The organism is Brevibacterium sp. 1718, from assembly GCF_051131255.1.
Lineage (GTDB): Bacteria > Actinomycetota > Actinomycetes > Actinomycetales > Brevibacteriaceae > Brevibacterium > Brevibacterium sediminis.
On sequence record NZ_CP186550.1, the window covers coordinates 3,480,648 to 3,498,015 of the forward strand.

16 protein-coding genes are annotated in these 17,368 nt (G+C 64.7%); 7 read left to right on the top strand and 9 right to left on the bottom strand.

Going from position 1 to position 17,368, the window contains the following annotated elements; all coding sequences use genetic code 11:
* Positions 1-4: 4 nt before the first annotated feature.
* The gene (gene cysS, locus ACOZ9V_RS15695) at positions 5-1,456 is read right to left on the bottom strand and encodes a cysteine--tRNA ligase (RefSeq protein ID WP_434591551.1); all 1,452 of its coding nucleotides are present in this window, start codon (positions 1,454-1,456) and stop codon (positions 5-7) included.
* Positions 1,457-1,703: 247 nt separating this feature from the next.
* On the opposite strand from cysS, the gene ACOZ9V_RS15700 reads away from it, so the two are divergent.
* Together ACOZ9V_RS15700 and ACOZ9V_RS15705 are read left to right on the top strand one after the other, a co-directional pair.
* Positions 1,704-3,266 carry a sodium-dependent transporter gene (locus tag ACOZ9V_RS15700; protein WP_139909077.1) on the top strand — a complete coding sequence of 521 codons (1,563 nt, stop codon included), beginning with the start codon at positions 1,704-1,706 and terminating at the stop codon, positions 3,264-3,266.
* A gap of 1 nt (position 3,267) precedes the next feature.
* A complete protein-coding gene (locus ACOZ9V_RS15705) occupies positions 3,268-3,372 on the top strand; it encodes a methionine/alanine import family NSS transporter small subunit (protein ID WP_139468130.1) in 105 nt (34 codons plus the stop codon).
* Positions 3,373-3,551: 179 nt separating this feature from the next.
* Here the strand turns inward: ACOZ9V_RS15705 and ACOZ9V_RS15710 are convergent, their stop codons facing one another.
* Positions 3,552-5,045, bottom strand: coding sequence for an amino acid permease (locus ACOZ9V_RS15710; protein WP_181270759.1), 1,494 nt, complete (start codon positions 5,043-5,045; stop codon positions 3,552-3,554).
* Positions 5,046-5,491: 446 nt separating this feature from the next.
* Here ACOZ9V_RS15710 and ACOZ9V_RS15715 point away from each other — a divergent pair, with 446 nt between their 5' ends.
* The 3 genes from ACOZ9V_RS15715 (at position 5,492) to ACOZ9V_RS15725 (ending at position 8,838) form a co-directional block, all read left to right on the top strand.
* A complete protein-coding gene (locus tag ACOZ9V_RS15715) occupies positions 5,492-6,583 on the top strand; it encodes an S-(hydroxymethyl)mycothiol dehydrogenase (protein WP_139909079.1) in 1,092 nt (363 codons plus the stop codon).
* A complete protein-coding gene (locus tag ACOZ9V_RS15720) occupies positions 6,583-7,254 on the top strand; it encodes an MBL fold metallo-hydrolase (protein ID WP_172171513.1) in 672 nt (223 codons plus the stop codon). Before ACOZ9V_RS15715 ends, ACOZ9V_RS15720 begins: the two co-directional genes overlap by 1 nt.
* A gap of 171 nt (positions 7,255-7,425) precedes the next feature.
* Positions 7,426-8,838 (top strand): amino acid permease, encoded by a 1,413-nt coding sequence (locus ACOZ9V_RS15725; protein ID WP_229663981.1) that lies wholly within the window; start codon positions 7,426-7,428, stop codon positions 8,836-8,838.
* Positions 8,839-9,006: 168 nt separating this feature from the next.
* Here the strand turns inward: ACOZ9V_RS15725 and ACOZ9V_RS15730 are convergent, their stop codons facing one another.
* The 4 genes from ACOZ9V_RS15730 to ACOZ9V_RS15745 form a co-directional block, all read right to left on the bottom strand.
* A complete protein-coding gene (locus ACOZ9V_RS15730) occupies positions 9,007-10,218 on the bottom strand; it encodes a hypothetical protein (protein ID WP_181270760.1) in 1,212 nt (403 codons plus the stop codon).
* Positions 10,219-10,302: 84 nt separating this feature from the next.
* A complete protein-coding gene (gene ispF / locus ACOZ9V_RS15735) occupies positions 10,303-10,788 on the bottom strand; it encodes a 2-C-methyl-D-erythritol 2,4-cyclodiphosphate synthase (protein WP_181270761.1) in 486 nt (161 codons plus the stop codon).
* Positions 10,785-11,813 (bottom strand): IspD/TarI family cytidylyltransferase, encoded by a 1,029-nt coding sequence (locus ACOZ9V_RS15740; RefSeq protein ID WP_309136067.1) that lies wholly within the window; start codon positions 11,811-11,813, stop codon positions 10,785-10,787. Before ACOZ9V_RS15740 ends, ispF begins: the two co-directional genes overlap by 4 nt.
* Positions 11,807-12,289 (bottom strand): CarD family transcriptional regulator, encoded by a 483-nt coding sequence (locus ACOZ9V_RS15745; protein ID WP_025779034.1) that lies wholly within the window; start codon positions 12,287-12,289, stop codon positions 11,807-11,809. The genes ACOZ9V_RS15740 and ACOZ9V_RS15745 overlap by 7 nt, the downstream gene beginning before the upstream one ends.
* 352 nt (positions 12,290-12,641) lie before the next feature.
* Here ACOZ9V_RS15745 and ACOZ9V_RS15750 point away from each other — a divergent pair, with 352 nt between their 5' ends.
* On the top strand, positions 12,642-13,205 hold the full coding sequence (locus ACOZ9V_RS15750; protein ID WP_181270762.1) for a hypothetical protein: 564 nt from the start codon (positions 12,642-12,644) through the stop codon (positions 13,203-13,205).
* 138 nt (positions 13,206-13,343) lie between these two features.
* On the opposite strand, the gene ACOZ9V_RS15755 is transcribed toward ACOZ9V_RS15750, so the two are convergent.
* On the bottom strand, positions 13,344-14,027 hold the full coding sequence (locus ACOZ9V_RS15755; RefSeq protein ID WP_039208435.1) for a response regulator transcription factor: 684 nt from the start codon (positions 14,025-14,027) through the stop codon (positions 13,344-13,346).
* Positions 14,024-15,352, bottom strand: a complete 1,329-nt coding sequence (locus ACOZ9V_RS15760) for a sensor histidine kinase (RefSeq protein ID WP_434591560.1) — start codon at positions 15,350-15,352, stop codon at positions 14,024-14,026. The genes ACOZ9V_RS15755 and ACOZ9V_RS15760 overlap by 4 nt, the downstream gene beginning before the upstream one ends.
* A 267-nt stretch (positions 15,353-15,619) precedes the next feature.
* Here ACOZ9V_RS15760 and phoU point away from each other — a divergent pair, with 267 nt between their 5' ends.
* Positions 15,620-16,282 (top strand): phosphate signaling complex protein PhoU, encoded by a 663-nt coding sequence (gene phoU / locus ACOZ9V_RS15765; protein WP_139468122.1) that lies wholly within the window; start codon positions 15,620-15,622, stop codon positions 16,280-16,282.
* 99 nt (positions 16,283-16,381) lie between these two features.
* Here the strand turns inward: phoU and ACOZ9V_RS15770 are convergent, their stop codons facing one another.
* Positions 16,382-17,326, bottom strand: coding sequence for an EamA family transporter (locus ACOZ9V_RS15770; protein WP_434591563.1), 945 nt, complete (start codon positions 17,324-17,326; stop codon positions 16,382-16,384).
* Positions 17,327-17,368 lie beyond the last annotated feature (42 nt).

The window sequence follows — 17,368 nt, forward strand, 5'->3', positions numbered from 1 at the left end:
GCCCTCAGCCCTCGCCGAGGTGGTAGCGGTAGCCGTCGGCCGTATCCTCGATGACGACGCCGGCCGCGGCCAGTTCGTCCCGCAGAGCATCCGCGGTGGCGAAGTCCTTCTCCGCCTTCGCCTCGGCCCGTCGCTCGGCCATGGCGGCCACGAGGGAGTCGAGCGCCGACTCCGCCTTGGCATCGGCCGCCGAACCGGCCCAGACCGCAGCGCTGGGATTGACACCGAGGATGTCGAGCATGAGCTCCACCTCGGCGACGATCCGCGTCAGGCCCTCCCGGTTACCGCCGGAGTCGAGGAGCTTCGCCCCTTCGCTCACAGAGGCGAAGACCACGGACAGGGCACGAGGCACACCGAGGTCGTCGTCGAGGGCGGCGGCGAATTCGGCGGGCACGTCGACGCTGCGTGAACCGTAGGCGTCGCTGACGTCCGGCAACGCCGGCCCGTCCGCGCCGAGCGTCTGGCGGGCGCGCTGGAGGAAGTTCTGCAGCCGTTCGAGCGAGGCCGCTGAGCGTTCCATCGCCTCGTTCGAGAAGTCGAGGATAGACCGGTAGCTGGCGCCGGTGAGGAAGTAGCGCACGGCCAGCGGGCTGAACGTGTCGAACAGGTCGGAGGCGAAGACCGAATTGCCCAGAGACTTCGACATCTTGTCCCCGCCCACGTTGAGCAGGCCGGAATGCATCCAGATGTTCGCGAACTGGTCCCCGGCGGCACGGGACTGCGCCAGCTCGTTCTCATGGTGCGGGAAACGCAGGTCGAGTCCGCCCCCGTGGATGTCGAAGTTCGACCCCAGGTACTTCGTCGACATGGCCGAGCACTCGATGTGCCAACCCGGTCGGCCCCGACCCCACGGTGAGGGCCAGGAGGCGGTGATCGGTTCGGAGTCCTTGTGGGCCTTCCACAGGGCGAAGTCCCGGGCGTCCTTCTTCCCGCGCAGCTCAGCGCCCTCCGACAGTTCCATGTCGTCGAGTCTCTGGTTCGTCAGTGCCCCGTAGTCGCTCCACGAGGCGGCGTCGAAGTAGACATCGGCGCTGCCGTCGAGCGCGGGGTAGGCATGACCGGCTTCGATGAGGCGGGAGATGAGTTCGATCATCTCCGTGATGTGCCCGGTCGCGCGCGGTTCGCTGCTCGGCGGCAGAACATCGAGCGCGTCGTAGGCTGCGGTGAAGGCGCGTTCGTACTTGTACGCGTGAGCGAACCACTCCCGCCCCTCTTCGACGGACTTCGACAGGATCTTGTCGTCGATGTCGGTGACGTTGCGGATCACGGTCACCCGGTAGCCGCTGTAGAGCAGCCAGCGGCGCAGCGTGTCGAACACCGAGGCCGACCGCAGGTGGCCGATGTGCGGCTCGCCCTGCACCGTGGCGCCACAGACGTAGATACCGACCTGACCGTCGTTGACGGGGCGCAGTTCTTCGGTCGTGCGGCTGGCGGTGTTATAGAGCGAGATAGTCACGCCCACAAGTCTACCGGGCCTGGCTGATTTCCCCGTTTCCCGATATTCGATACACGACTGTTACGCGGCTCACGTGATGCGTGGCACATCACTCAGCAAGTTCCCAGTAAAGTGGACGCAAGAAATGAAGACCGAGGCGAGAGACCTTCTCGCATAGCGGACTTCGAACGAGCCCGACCGTCTCACAGACGAGACTGCGTGGGCTGACTCGGTCACGAATCCCCGGGACCGCCACAGAAAGGACACCATGTCTCTCAAGACATCACCCCAGAGGGAGGTCTTCGCCACCCGCGGCGCGTTCATCTTCGCTGCCATCGGTTCGGCCGTCGGCCTCGGCAACATCTGGCGCTTCCCCTATGTCACCTACGACAACGGCGGCGGCGCCTTCATCATCCCCTACCTCGTCGCACTCCTGACAGCGGGCATCCCGCTGCTGTTCTTCGACTACGCCATGGGGCACCGTTCACGCGGCTCGGCCCCGCTCTCGTTCCGCATGGCATCGAAGGTCGCCGAACCCATCGGCTGGTTCCAGACCGGAGTCGCCTTCGTCATCGGCATCTACTACGCAGCCATCATCGGCTGGGCCGGCTGCTACATGTTCTTCTCCCTCAACCAGGCCTGGGGAGACGATGCGGCCACCTTCTTCCAGTCCGACTTCCTCAACCTCTCCGACCCGGGAATCTCGATGGAGTTCGTGCCCGCGGTGCTCATCCCGATCATCATCGTCTGGATCATCACCCTGGGCATTCTGCTTCTGGGTGTGCAGAACGGCATCGCCGGATTCTCGAAGATCTTCATTCCGCTGCTGGTGATCCTGTTCCTCGCACTCGTCGTCAGGGCACTGTTCCTGCCCGGCGCAGCCGAGGGCCTCAACGCCCTCTTCACGCCCGACTTCGCAGCTCTGACTGATCCGAATGTGTGGATTGCTGCCTACGGGCAGATCTTCTTCTCTCTGTCCATCGGCTTCGGCATCATGATCACCTACGCCTCGTACTTGAAGAAGAAGACGAACCTCACCGGCTCCGGCCTCGTCGTCGGCTTCTCGAACTCCGCGTTCGAGATCCTCGCCGGCGTCGGTGTCTTCGCCGCTCTCGGATTCATGGCAGCAGCACAGGGCACTCAGGTCTCCGAGGTCGCGGACTCCGGCATCGGCCTGGCGTTCATGGCCTTCCCCACACTCATCTCCGAGATGCCCGGCGGCGGACTGTTCGGCTTCGCGTTCTTCGCCTGCCTCGTCTTCGCCGGCCTGACCTCGCTCGTCTCGATCGTCCAAGTGCCGATCCAGGCACTGCGTGAGAAGTTCAGGTTGGGGAACAAGGCATCGATCATCCTGGTCGGCGGTGTGATGGCAATCATCTCGATCCTGCTCCTGCCCACCGTCACCGGACTCTACGTGCTCGACACGATCGATGCCTGGGCCAACAACATCGGCATCGTCGGCGGCGCCGTCGTCGGCCTCATTGTGATCGGATGGGCGCTGCGGAAGCTGCCGGTCCTGCGCGATCACCTCAACGCGATCTCGAGCTTCAAGGTCGGCTGGTTCTGGATGATCATCCTCGGCGGAGTGACCACGCTGGTGCTCGCCTATATGCTCATCCATCAGATCATCACCTACGCCACCGAGGGATACGAGGACTACCCGACCCTGATCACCGGGGTTATGGGCTGGGGCATGATCGGCCTGCTCGTCGTGGCAGCGATCGTCCTCACGCTCATCAAGTGGCCGAAGCAGACGATCGACGAGGCGGAGGCGGCGATCGCCGATTCCGCAGCCGAAGAGAATCTCCGCAACGAAACCAAGGGAGCCTGAAATGGGTACCTCAGCAATCATCATGATGGTCATCGCCATGGTCACCGTATGGGGCGGACTCGGCGCCGCGATCATGCATCTGCGCAAGCATCCCGACGAGGAGTGAGCACCGCGCCCACTCCGACGGCATGAGACGACGAGGGCGGTCCGATCCCCGATGACAGGGATCGGACCGCCTTCCTCGTGCTCATGTGTATTTCCCTCGCCGAGGCGGCCGGGCCGTGGTCACGGCCGCCTCGGCGAGGCCGGCGTGACCTTGCGGTCATCCCGGCGACGGTGCCGCGGTTACGCTTCGGCCACCTCGGCGGGCCGGTTGAGTCGACTGTGCTTCCGCGAATAGGCGAAATACACGACGAGGCCGATGGCCAGCCACACGAGGAAGCGGATCCACGTGTCCATGTTGAGGTTGAGCATGAGATAGAAGCAGACGATCGCGGAGACGATCGGCAGCACCGGGACGAACGGAACCTTGAACGGGCGCTCGAGCTCGGGACGGGTCCGACGCAGCACGATGACACCGATCGAAACAAGCACGAAGGCCGAGAGCGTGCCGATGTTGACGAGCTCGGCGAGCGTCGACAGGGGCACGAACGCGGCGATGACCGCGATGATCACGCCGGTGATGATCGTGAACCGGTACGGAGTGCCGAACTTCGGGTTGGTCTTCGCTAGCCACTGCGGCAGCAGGCCATCGCGAGCCATGGAGAAGCCGACGCGCGTCTGCCCCATGAAGAGGATCATGCACACGACGATGAGGCCGATGCAGGCTCCGATCGCAATGAGGTTGCCCATCAGGGGAAGACCTGCATTGACGAACGCGGTCGCCAGCGGGGCACCGTCTTCGGGGTCGATGTCCTTGTAGTTCTGCATACCGGTGATCACCAGGGAGACGGCGATGTAGAGTCCGGTGACGATAGCCAGGGAGCCGAAGATGCCGATAGGCAGGTTTCGCTGCGGATTCTTCGTCTCCTCTGCTGTGGTGGCAACGACGTCGAAGCCGATGAACGCGAAGAACACCATGGCTGCTGCTGCGAAGATGCCTCCGATGCCGAAGACGCTCGGGTCGAGTCCGAAGAGCCCTTGAACGACAGGCAGGTGCATCATCGATCCGCCGGTGTCGGCAGGCTCTTCCGCCGGCGGGATGAACGGCACCCAGTTCGAGACCTTGACGAAGAAGAGCCCGACGATGATGACGGTGAGGACGACGAGGACCTTGAGGAAGGTGACGATGATGTTGATCCGGCTCGACAGCTTGATGCCGGTGACCAGAACGATCGTCAGACCCAGTACAAGCAGCCCCGCGGGCAGGTTGATCCAGCCGCCCTCGGCTGTGGCGATGGCATCGGGGATGGCGAACGGCGTGCTCTCGAGGACTACCGCGAGGTACTGACTGAATGAGGTCGCGAGCGCTGCCGACCCGACGGTGAATTCGAGGATGAGATCCCAACCGATGATCCAAGCCAACAGTTCGCCCATGGTCGCGAAGGTGAACGTGTAGGCGCTGCCGGCAACCGGCACCGTCGACGCGAATTCGGCGTAGCACAGCGCCGCAAGGCCACAGGCGACGCCGGCGATGAGGAAGGACAGCGCGATGCCCGGCCCGGCGTTCGTCGCGGCGGCGTGCCCGGTGAGGACGAAGATGCCGGCGCCGATGCAGACGCCCACGCCGAAGATGACGAGGTCGAGTGCGCCGAGGTTCTTCTTCAGCTGATGTTCGGGGTCTTGAGTGTCACGGATGCTCTGCTCGATGGACTTCGTGCGTTTCCATTCGCCTGCCATGACTCCTCCTTTGCAGTATGGCAGTGAGAACCGCACCGCCGAAGGTGACGCGGATCACTGAGATTGAGTTTACCGGTCAATGATAAACCACAATGTGAGACGTATTCACCACTCTGGCCGTCGCCTCAGATCGCGGCTCCGCCCACCGCCTGCGATCCCCGTTTCCGTCAGGGAAGAACCGCCGGACGCAACAGCGCCGTCTTCCGCTCCGCATGCCCCTCAGAGTGCACGAGACCGACGACCGATCGAGGCTGCCCGACGGACTGTTTCGCCCTCTCTGAACCATGTCAACGCACGTAGGTGCACTGATTTCCGGACCGACCTGGTCGAGCCCAGCGTGCTTGGTTAGGGTGGGGACTGTGAGCACCCCATTCCGGGGTACGCTCAGTCCACTTCGGGTGTTCCCATCCGCGGACACCCGTCACCGAAGACATTTAGGAGACGCAATGCCACAGACCGTCAAGGGCGTCATCTCCCGCAGCAAGGGAGCCCCGGTCGAACTCACCGACATCGTCATCCCGGACCCGGGACCAGGCGAGGTCGTCGTCGATGTGAAGTCGTGCGGCGTCTGCCACACAGACTTCCACTACCGCGAGGGCGGGATCAGCGATGACTACCCGTTCCTGCTCGGCCACGAGTCCGCCGGAATCGTCTCCGAGGTCGGCGAAGGAGTCACCGAGGTCGCGGTCGGGGATTTCGTCATCCTAAACTGGCGCGCCATCTGCGGCGACTGCCGCGCCTGCAAGCGCGGCGAACCCTGGTACTGCTTCGACACCCACAACGCTTCACAGAAGATGACCCTGCCCGACGGCACCGAGCTCGAAGCCGCTCTGGGCATCGGATCCTTCGCCGAGAAGACACTCGTCGCCGCGGGTCAGTGCACAAAGGTCCCCGAAGCGGACCCGGCCGTCGTGGGTCTGCTCGGCTGCGGAATGATGGCCGGGATCGGGGCTGCCATCAACACCGGCGAGGTCACCCGCGGCAAGACCGTGGCCGTGATCGGTGCCGGCGGTGTCGGCTGCGCGGCGATCGCCGGTTCGGCTCTGGCCGGGGCGAACACGATCATCGCCCTCGACATCGATGAGAAGAAGCTGTCCTGGGCCAGCGACTTCGGCGCCACGCACACGGTGTCGACGAAGGGCATGAGCGAGGACGAGGTCGTCGCGGCGATCCAGGAGCGCACCGGAGGCTTCGGCGCCGATGTCGTCATCGACGCCGTCGGACTTCCCGCCACCTGGCGGCAGGCCTTCTACGGCCGCGACCTCGCAGGCACCGTCGTCCTCGTCGGTGTGCCGACTCCGGAAATGGAGCTCACGGTTCCGCTGCTCGATGTGTTCGGCCGCGGCGGCAAGCTCAAGTCATCCTGGTACGGTGATTGCCTGCCCGACCGCGACTTCCCGATGCTCGTCGACCTCTACCAGCAGGGACGTTTCCCGCTCGAGAAGTTCGTGTCCGAACGCATCGGCATCGGCGATGTCGAATCCGCTTTTGAGAAGATGGCCAAGGGCCAGGTCCTACGATCGGTGGTGGAACTGTAATGACAGCTATTGAGCATCTCGTCACGTCTGGCACGTTCTCCCTGGATGGAGAGACGCACGACGTCGACAACAACGTGTGGATCATCGGCGACGATTCCGAGGTCATCGTCATCGACCCGGCCCATGATGTCGATGCGATCGCCGAGGCGGTCGGATCCAGAGACGTCAAGGCCATCCTGCTCACGCACGGTCACGACGATCATGTGCGCGTCGTCCGCGACTTCGCACAACGGGTGGGCAACCCCACCGTGTACCTCAATCCCGATGACTATGTGCTGTGGGATATGACCTTTGAGAACTACCGTCCCGACGGACAGATCGCCCACGGCGACACCTGGACCGTCGGCGGAATCAAGCTCAAGGCCCTGCACACTCCCGGCCACTCCCCCGGTTCGACGTGCTTCTTCGTCGAGACTGGTCTGCCGGCTCCGGCATCGGCCGGTGCGGGACGGGCCGTCGGTCCGGTGCTGTTCTCCGGAGACACCCTGTTCAACGGCGGCCCCGGAGCCACGGGACGGTCGCATTCGAGCTTCGAGACCATCATCGAATCGATCCGCGACGTGCTCTTCCCGCTGCCCGAGGCGACCGTCGTGCTCACCGGGCACGGCGATTCCACGTCGATCGGCGCGGAGAGCCCGGCCCTCGAGGACTGGATCAAACGCGGACACTGAGCCGCCGCAGGCCGGGCTCAGACCGCTCGCCGACTAAGACGCAGATCGCATAGCCTGCCTGCCTGCGGTCAGGCTGTGACCGACCAGCGCAACTCGCAGACGCGGGTCGCGACCCACACGGGTTCGCGACCCGCGTCTACGCATTCCGCCCCTGCCGGATAGACTCGTCGGGTGCCTGAATCACAGTCTTCGCAGCCCGCCGAGTCAGCGTCCGCCTCGGCCTCCGGTTCTTCTGATACCTCGTCCAACGGCCTCAAGGTGGGGATGAAGCCCCGCCACCTGGTGATGATGAGCCTCGGCTCGGCGATCGGCGCCGGTCTCTTCGTCGGCTCCGGTGCCGGAGTGCAGGCGGCTGGTCCCGCCGTGCTCATCTCATACGTCGTCGCGGGTCTCATCGTCATCTTCGTCATGCGGGCGCTGGGCGAACTCGTCGCCGCCGACCCGAATCCGGGTGCGTTCTCGCACTATGCGGGCAAGGCCATGGGCCCGGCCGCGGCCTTCGCCGTCGGTGCTCTGTGGTGGGTCCAGCTGTGCCTCGTCGTCGCCGCCGAGGCCACCGCCGCCGCGCAGATCGCCGCTTCCTATATTCCGGCAGTCCCCCAGTGGGTCATCGCCTTGGCGATCATGCTCGTCTTCACGGCCATCAACCTCACCACTTCGGGCAGCTTCGGTGAGTTCGAGTTCTGGTTCTCACTCATCAAAGTCGCCTTCGTCGTCCTCTTCGTCGTCCTCGGTGCCGCATACCTGTTCGGATGGACCCCGGCCGAACCGCCCGCGCAGATCTTCGCCGACGGGTTCATGCCCACCGGCATCTCCGGCATCGCCGCCGGACTGCTCGTCGTCGCGTTCGCCTTCGGCGGCATCGAGATCGTTGCGGTCGCCGCGGCCGAGACCGCGAACCCCGAACGCAGCGTCTCCCAGGCGATCAAGACGATCGTGTGGCGCATCCTGTTCCTCTACATCGGGTCGGTGGCGATCATCGTCCTCGTCCTGCCGTGGACGGACGACCGCCTGGCGGAGTCCCCCTTCGTGGCCGTTCTCGAGACTGCTGGGCTGCCGTTCATTGCCTCGCTGCTGGCCGCGGTCATCGTCATCGCGCTGCTGTCGTCGATGAACGCGAACATCTACGGAGCGTCCCGGATGTCGTTCTCGATGTCGCAGCGGTCCATGCTGCCGCGCGGGCTCGGCCGCACCAATCGCCGCGGGGTGCCAGTGGCAGCGGTGCTGGCCACCTCGGCGTTCGGCTTCGTCGCCGTCGCGCTCAACTATTTCTGGGCAGCCGAGGTCCTCGGGGTCCTGCTCAACATCGTCGGCTCCACGCTCATCGTCACCTGGGTCGCCACCCTCGTATCGCAGATCGTTCTGCGTCGTCGCGCCGAGGCGGCTGGCCAGTCCCTGCCGCTGCGCATGTGGGGCTACCCATGGCTGTCGTATGTCACCCTGGCCGGAATCGCTGTGATCATCGGACTCGGCCTGACTGTCGAATCCGTGCGCTTCCAGATCGTCGGCACACTCATCTTCGTCGTCGCGCTCTACCTCATCGGCCTCATCGTCACGAAGCGTCACCCGAACGCGAAGGTCTGAGCCCGCCGTTCACCGCCACCGAGGCGGCTGTCGGCCTCCGTGCCCGGACCGCGGCAGTCCCCACCGCCGGACCGCGGCGATCCCTAGCGGCCGGACCGCGGCAATCTCCAGCGGCCGGTTGTTCAGTCGCAGCCTTCGTCCGATGCAGGCATCTGAACGCGTCGAGCCTCAATCGACAAGTGCGTCCAATGCAGCAACGAGTTCCCGCAGGGCGTGGGCTGGATCTGCCGATTCCGCCCAGCCGGCGAGCATGTCCCGCGTCTGGCCCACGTGCCGGTTGAAGTGCCTGCCCGCATAGTTCGTCACGTCGATCGGCACGATCCTCTCGACTGCTTCGAGCACGACGTGCGCGGCGGAACCGAACACGGGAACCTGCACCCCGAGGCGGGGCCGCACGGCCTCGCTCGCAGCCTTCGCAGGGCGGTCAAGGTGTGATTTCAGTGCGACCCAGCTGCCGTTGCGGACGCTGAGTTCGGCGACGAAGGGAATGAACACCCTCGGCGGCAGCAGTACGGCCTCCATCGGCACTGGCAGAACGAGTCGATCCAGCCTGCTGACAAGCGAACGCACCGCGGTCGAGGGTCCGGCGACGAAGAACCGCGGCGCACCTGCAGGTGCCCAGAACCTCACTTCTCGCCCCGGTTCGGCCTCCCTGTCGGCTCCACTGCCCTGACCACCGGCTGTGCACACACCTCTGTCGGCCTCCCCGATTCGGCTGCCGGCGCTGAACGCACCACTGTCGGTCTCCTCGACCTGGTTACCGGCTGTGCGCACAACTTCCGCCGGTGCACCCGAATCCAGCCGCTCGGACAGGAACGCGGGTCCGAATATGACTGCTTGAGTGCCGGGGAAGACTGCTCGTGCTCGCTCGAGGTCTCCCTCGACCTGGCTCGTCGTCGCAATGAACGCGGGCGAGATGTCCCGAATCGCCGAGACCACCTCTGCGTCGAGATCATCCGGCCGAGTCGTGAGCACGATGAGGTCCCAGCTCCCATCAGCGGCAGCCGCAGCCCAGTCTGAGATCGTCACCCGTCGAGTCGCAGCTACGCGAGTCACCGACCAGCCACTGCCCGCGCTCGCTTGTCTGCCTTCAGCTCCCTCGGTTTCTCGCCCGGTTTCTCCCCCAGTTTCTCGCCCGGCTTCTCCCCCGGTTGCTCCCCTGTTGCTGCCTCCGGCTCGTCCGCTTCCTTGCCTGCAGCTGCCGTGTCCACCTCCCACCCCGCCGGGATCGGTCGGGTCGAAGGTGCTCACGCGCCGCGGAAAGGCCGCCCGCCCATTGGGACCAGCGGTGCGGGAGACGACGGTGACCTTATGGTCATCGGTGAAGAGCGCGGCCCCGGCGATGCCGATGGCGCCGGCTCCTTGGAAGAGGACTTTCACTGCTTGTTCCTTCCTCGGCGCACCTGGCTCGGCTCGAACAGAGAAGTGCGTTTGACTCGATACTGGTGGTTCAGAGCGGCTGAATCAGTTCGGATGGATCAGCGCGGTGGCGATGGCGGCGATTCCTTCGCCTCGCCCGGTCAATCCGAGTCCGTCAGAGGTGGTGCCCGAGACCGACACGGGTGCGCCGGCAGCAGCCGACAGCGCCTGTTGAGCCTCAGCACGGCGCGTGCCGACCTTCGGACGATTGCCGATCACCTGGACGGAGATGTTCCCGATCTCGAAACCCGCGTCACGGACGATGCGGGCCGCCTCGGCGAGCAGCGCCGAACCCGAGGCACCGGCGAATTCCGGACGATCGACGCCGAAGTGCTCACCGAGGTCGCCGAGCCCCGCGGCGGAGAACAGCGCGTCGCAGCAGGCATGGGCGGCCACATCGGAGTCCGAGTGTCCTTCGAGCCCTCGTTTGCCCGGCCACAGCAGCCCCGCGACCCACAGTTCGCGTGCGGGATCGGCGGCGAAGGCATGGACATCGACGCCGGTGCCGATGCGTGGAATGATCTGATTCATCGCGGCTCCTTCGCCGAGTCCGGCGCACCTGGTCCGGGGTCGACAGCTCCGTCACGCATCCGGGCGAGCTGTTCCGCGAGGACGAGGTCGAGCGGATAGGTGATCTTCAGCGCCTCTTCGTCACCGTCGACGGCGACAACCTCAACGCCGACGCGTTCGACGAGCCCCGCATCGTCCGTCGGCAGCACTCTGCCCTGCCGACCTTCCCCGGCTTCCCCGGCCGTCGGATCTGCCTCTGCAGTCGAGCCCGCGCCGTCGGTTGGGCAAGCGTCATCGGTCGTGACAGTGCCATCGGCCAAGCCAGCCCCGTCGGCTGCGAACTCGTCATGGGCCCGCCGGAGCGCCTCGGCGCGGAACCCCTGAGGCGTCTGGACCCGTCGCAGCTCAGCCCGGTCAAGATCGCCCCGCACCACTGCACGCCCGCCGGCGCCCACAGCGACGGCATGATCCGGATTGTCTGGTCGATCCGCGGTGGTTTCATCGCCAGAATCGCCGTGGATCGACCAAACAATCCCATTGGAAGCGCGCTCCGCACCCGTGCCTGCACCTGAGCTCGGATCCGCACCGACGGCCCCGTGCGGAACGACCCTCCGCACGGTGTCGATCATCGGCAGAACCGGAACGACCGCCTCGGCGCCGGATTGCAGCGCGTCGACCACTCGGGTGAACACATCGGGCGGGGTCAGACACCGCGCCGCATCATGAACGAGAACGTACTCCGCATCTCGGTTAAGTTTCAAGGCTGTTTGGACCGAAGAACTGCGATCATTGCCACCTGCTACGGCTGTAATTGAAATTTCGCATTTCATCCGCGTGGCTGCTTCGGCGATTTCTTCTTGCGCCTGCAAAAGAAAATCCTCGGGAGCGGCCACCACGATTGCGGAGGCGACTCCCGAGGAGATGATCGTCTCGAGGCTGCGGGCCAGAATGGTCCGTCCGTTCACACGGACGAAAGCCTTCGGCTCATTGCAACCCAGACGGGATCCCGACCCTGCGGCCGTGATGATGACACAGGTGCTCAGGATGCGAGCACTTCGTCCAGCAGAGCTTCTGCTTCGGACTCTTCCTTCTTCTCGGCCAGTGCGAGTTCGGAAACAAGGATCTGGCGAGCCTTCGAGAGCATGCGCTTCTCACCGGTCGACAGGCCGCGGTCCTGCTCTCGGCGCCAGAGGTCACGGACGACCTCGGCTACCTTGATGACGTCACCGGACTGCAGCTTCTCGACATTGGCCTTGTACCGCCGGGACCAGTTCGCGGGCTCTTCGACGAATTCGGCACGCAGGACGTTGAAGACCTTCTCAACGCCTTCTTCACCGACGACATCTCGCACACCGACCAGATCGCAGTTCTCTGCCGGAACTTCGATCACGAGATCGCCATGGGCGACCTGGAGCTTGAGATACAGCTTCTCCTCACCTTTGATGGCACGTTTCTTGATTTCTTGGATTGTCGCTGCACCGTGATGTGGATAGACAACAGTGTCGCCGACCTGGAAACTCATATTCTCTTCAAACCCCTTTCGCGGAATACCAGTTTACCATGAGGCTCGCCACAGAAATCGTTCAGGGTAGCGAATCTTCATGCTAGGCTCCGCCTCTGCTGCTCGCCGCGATCGGCCCGGCTGCCGCCTCTGCCAGCGAGTACATCGGGAGAGGGCGCATTGCCGAGAAGCTCGGCAGCGAACCTCGACCGACCGCGACGCAGGCCGAACTTCGCTGCCTCTTCACCGAAACTTCAACCGCGACGCGCCCGAGCGTCGCGGAACCTCGTCCACTCCGACCACCCGGTTCTACAGCGGGTCAAAAACCGGGTAGTATACAGACTGATCTTGTATTGCCACTTCAAGGAGCATAATGAAACGGCACAACCGCGCGGCTCTCGCCGTTGCCGCACTCGCTCTCGTTATCCCCGTCAGCGGATGTGCAAGCCTGCTGTCTCCCCATCAGACCGCCGAATACCACTACAACGGCGGCGATGGAGCCTCGGGAGCCGTCGGCGACGTCGAGGTCCGTGGGCTCATGCTCATCACGGATCAGGAGAGCTCCGGTCCGGCTCAGCTGTTCTTCACCCTCATCAACAAGGGTGACTCCACCGCCAAGGTGTCCATCGAGGTCGCCGACACCACGGTGAGCGAATCGATCAAGGCCGGCGACACCTTCGTCCAGGACCCGAAGAGCCCCGAGACCTCGTCCAAGGAAGTCGTCACCGTCGACAGCCTCAAGGCGAAGCCCGGCGACCTCGTCGACATCACCGTCAAGAACGGCAGCGAAGAGAAGGTCATCGAAACCCAGCTCCTCACCGACACCCTGCCGTACTACAACGAGTACGTGCCGTCGGAATCACCGTCCGAGTCCCCGTCGGACATGCCGACCGAGGATGCCGGTTCCGCGGAGGGAACCGCAACGGCCAACGGCTGATCCGTCTTCCTCGAGCACCGGGACCAATCCCGCGCGGGAGCACAGAAGGAGCCGCTCACAGATGTGAGCGGCTCCTTCTGCATTCACGTCCGGCCGGCGATCCCGACCTCACCAACCCGGCTTCGCCGGATGGCGCCCTCAGGCTTCGAACTTGTACCCGAGCCCGCGCACCGTGGTGAGCAGACGCGGTTCCGAGGGGTTCTCCTCGATCTTCGCACGCAGTCGCTTGACGTGGACGTCGAGAGTCTTCGTATCGCCCACGTAGTCCTCACCCCAGATCCGGTCGATGAGCTGACCACGGGTCATCACGCGGCCGGAGTTGCGCACGAGGATCTCGAGCAGTTCGAACTCCTTGAGCGGCATGGACTGCTCTTCACCACGCACGGACACGACGTGGCGTTCGACGTCGATGCGCACTCCCCCGGCCTCGAGCACGGACTCGTCCTCGAATTCCTCGGTCTCGACATTGCGGCGCAGCACGGCTCGCACGCGAGCCAGCAGCTCCCGTGAGGAGTACGGCTTCGTCACATAGTCATCGGCGCCGAGCTCGAGTCCCACGACCTTGTCGATCTCCGAATCCTTGGCCGTGAGCATGATGATCGGCACATTGGACTTCGCCCGCAGCTCGCGGCACACCTCGGTGCCGGAGGCGCCGGGCAGCATGAGGTCGAGCAGGACCAGATCGGCGCCGGTGCGGTCGAACTCCGCCAGAGCCTTGAGCCCGTCATCGGCGACCGTCACCTCGTACCCTTCCTTACCGAGCAGGTACGACAGCGGGTCCGAGAACGAATCTTCGTCCTCGACAAGCAGAATACGAGTCACGTTGTGAGCTTCCTTTGTTCGCTTTCTTCGGTCAGATCCTTGGGTGGGTCGGCGGCCGCCCCGCCGTCTCCATTATCACCGGAGGGTGCGTCGTTGTCGCCGGCCGGGTCGTCTGCGCCGGACCCGGCGGTCCCGGTCGAATCCGCGGAATGTTCGATGAGGACCCCTGCCGGGGCCGAATCGGCAGCGGAGGCTTCGGTTGCAGTTCCGGCCAACGGGAGCACGATCGTGAACGTCGAGCCCTTGTTCAGCTGACTCCACACACGCACCTCACCGCCGTGGGTGGCGACGATGTGCTTGACGATGCTCAGCCCCAGTCCGGTGCCGCCGGTGATCCGGGAGCGTGCCGGGTCCACTCGGTAGAAGCGTTCGAAGACGCGCTCGGTGTCCTGGGCGGTCATGCCGATGCCCTGATCGGTCACGGCGATCTCGATGCGCTCGTCGACGAGGTCGACTCCGACGCCGACGCGGGTGCCCTCCGGCGAATAGTTCACGGCATTGTCGATGAGGTTGCGCACCGCGTTGACGAGCAGTTCGTAGTTGCCTTCGATGAGCAGATCGCTCGGCGGGGAGACCTCGATGTGGATGTTCTTGCCTTCCGCCCCTGTCCGGGCACGGTCAGCGGCATCGTCGACCACCTCGGCGACGGAGATCTTCTCGGTCGTCGCGGGAGCGGCGTGGTCCTGGACGCGGGAGAGGTCGATGATCTCCTGCACGAGCTGGGTCAGCCTCTTCGACTCCCGCTGCATCCGCCCGCCGAAGCGTTCGACAGCGGCCGGATCGTCGGCGAAGTCGGTGACCGCCTCGGCGAGCAGTGCCATCGCACCGATCGGCGTCTTGAGCTCGTGGGAGACGTTGGCGACGAAGTCACGGCGGACGGCGTCGACGCGCTTGGATTCGGTCTGATCGTCGCAGAGGACGAGGACGAAGGAGGTGCCCAAGGGAGCGACGCGGGCGTGGAGGTAGCGGATCACGGAGTCGGAGTTCTCCCGTGTCTGCTCGAGGTCGATCTCTTCGATGAGACCGCGTGCGCGGACGCGGCCGACGACCCGCAGCATCTCGGGCGATGCCAGCGAATGCCCCCTGACCAGGCCGAACGTGTATGCGGCCGGCGACGCCTTGACGACGTCGTCACCGGCGTCGATGACGATCGCGGCCGAGGGCAGGACGGCCAGCACTTCGGCGATGCCTTCGGGCAGGTCGTCCTCGGAATGCAGATCGGCAGCATCGCGGGAGCGTTCGCTGAATCGGAACGCAAGAATTCCCGCTATACCCAGGCCCAGGCCGACGACGCCGGTCAGGACCGCCACGACTAAGAGATCCACAGCCTCAAGCTTAGGCGCTGTCCATCGTCCCGGCGCACCGAATTCACTTCTGCTGGAAGTATTTGCCGAGGAATTCACCTTCCCGTCTGGAGTCGTTCACTCGATCGTGCGATGCTGACGTCTGTGTGCCTGCGCTCCCTGCCGTTACTGCCTTCTGCTTTCCCCCGCTGAGGGTGCGGATCGGAAGCGCCGGCACCCCTCATGACACCATGCACCACCGACAGTCAGTTCCGATTGTCACAATCGAGAGTTAAGGAACCGCAGTTCATGCGCGAAGTCTTCAGAAACGAATTGGACGATCTGGCCACCCAGCTGGTCGGCATGTCCACCAAGGTCCTCGACGCCATCCGCCTGGCCAATCAGTCGCTGCATTCGAACGATCTCGAGCTGGCGGAGCAGGTCATCGAGGCCGACTCCGTCATCGACAATATGCAGTTCACCCTCGATCAGCAGGCCGCCGAGATGCTCGCCCTGCAAGCTCCGGTGGCCGCAGATCTGCGTGCAGTCATCGGTTCGCTGCGGATGTCGGCATCGCTCGAGCGCATGGGCGACCTCGCCCGTCACATCGCCCAGCAGGTGCGCATCCGCTATCCCGAGTCCGCAATCCCCGAGGGCTTCGAATCGACGTTCGCGCGGATGGGCGAGTCCGGTGAGAGGATCGCCGAGGCGACGCAGAGCCTGCTCTCGAATCCCGGCCTGTCCGATGTGCCCACGATCAACGCCATCGACGAGGAGCTCGACGAGCTTCACCTGAGCGTGTTCGGGAAGCTCGGCGAAGCCCCGGCCGGTTCGCTGGCTCCCCGTCATATCGCCGATGTCACCCTGCTCTCGCGCTACTACGAGCGCTTCGGTGATCACGCAGTGTCCGTGTCGCAGAAGGTCGAGTACCTGCTCACCGGAAACTGGGAACCCTACCTGTCGAAGAAGTAGGAACCCGGCTCGAAGAAGCACGAATCCAGCGAAGCGCCCCGACACTGTCGGGGCGCTTCGCGCATTCTGCGCCATGGATTCACTGACGCACCCGAAGCCTCAGCTGGAGGCGGGCACCTCTTCCGGCGCCTGTCTGACGACGATCTTTCGGCGACGTCTGGGCCCGTTCTTGATACCGCGGGCCAGATTCTTGAGCACTCCCGTCGTCACGGCGACGCCGAGGAGCAGCAGAACTCCGCCGATGAGTTCGGCGGTGCTCGGGCGGTCTCCGAGCACGATCCAGGCGGAGATCACTCCGACCGGCGGGACGAGCAGGGAGAACGGCGCGACCTGCGAGGCCGGGAAGCGAGCGAGCAGCGAGTTCCAGATGACATAGCCGACCAGCGACGCCAGTCCGGCGGTGTAGACGGCCGAGGCCACGACACCCAAGGTCGGGTGCGTGAGTGCATGGGCCACCTCGGTGGGGCCATCGATGAGCGTCGACAGTGCGACCATCGGAATCGGGACGACGAGAGCCGACCACACGGTCATCTGCACGCCGTTCGTGCCGGGTTTCACGCCGCGGGCGATGACGTTGCCCGTCGCCCAGGACAGCGCGGCGCCGACGGCGACGAGGAAGGCGACGATCGGCACGTTCGCCTGCAGGCTCAGACCGATGACGGCCAGGCCGATGAGTCCGATGAGGATGCCGATGATCTGGCGGCGACTCGGGATCTCGTGCAGCACGAGGGCTGCGACGATGACGGTGAACGCGGCTTGGATCTGGATGACGATCGAGGTCAGGCCGGCGGGCAGGCCGAGCGCCATGGAGGTGTAGAGAAGGCCGAACTGGCCGGCCGACATGAAGGTGCCGATGAGGAGTATGCGGCCGAAGGAACCACGGGGGAAGCGGACGAAGAAGATCGCGGGCACCACGACGAAGGTGAATCGGGCGGCGACGAGGAGCAGCGGCGGCCAGTCGCGCAGACCGAGGTCGATGAAGATGAAGTTGACTCCCCAGAGAACGACGACCAGGAGGGCGAGCATGTAGTGGACCGAGCGCATAACTCCAGCATTCCAGCCACGTCGTCAAATTTCCATTGAAAG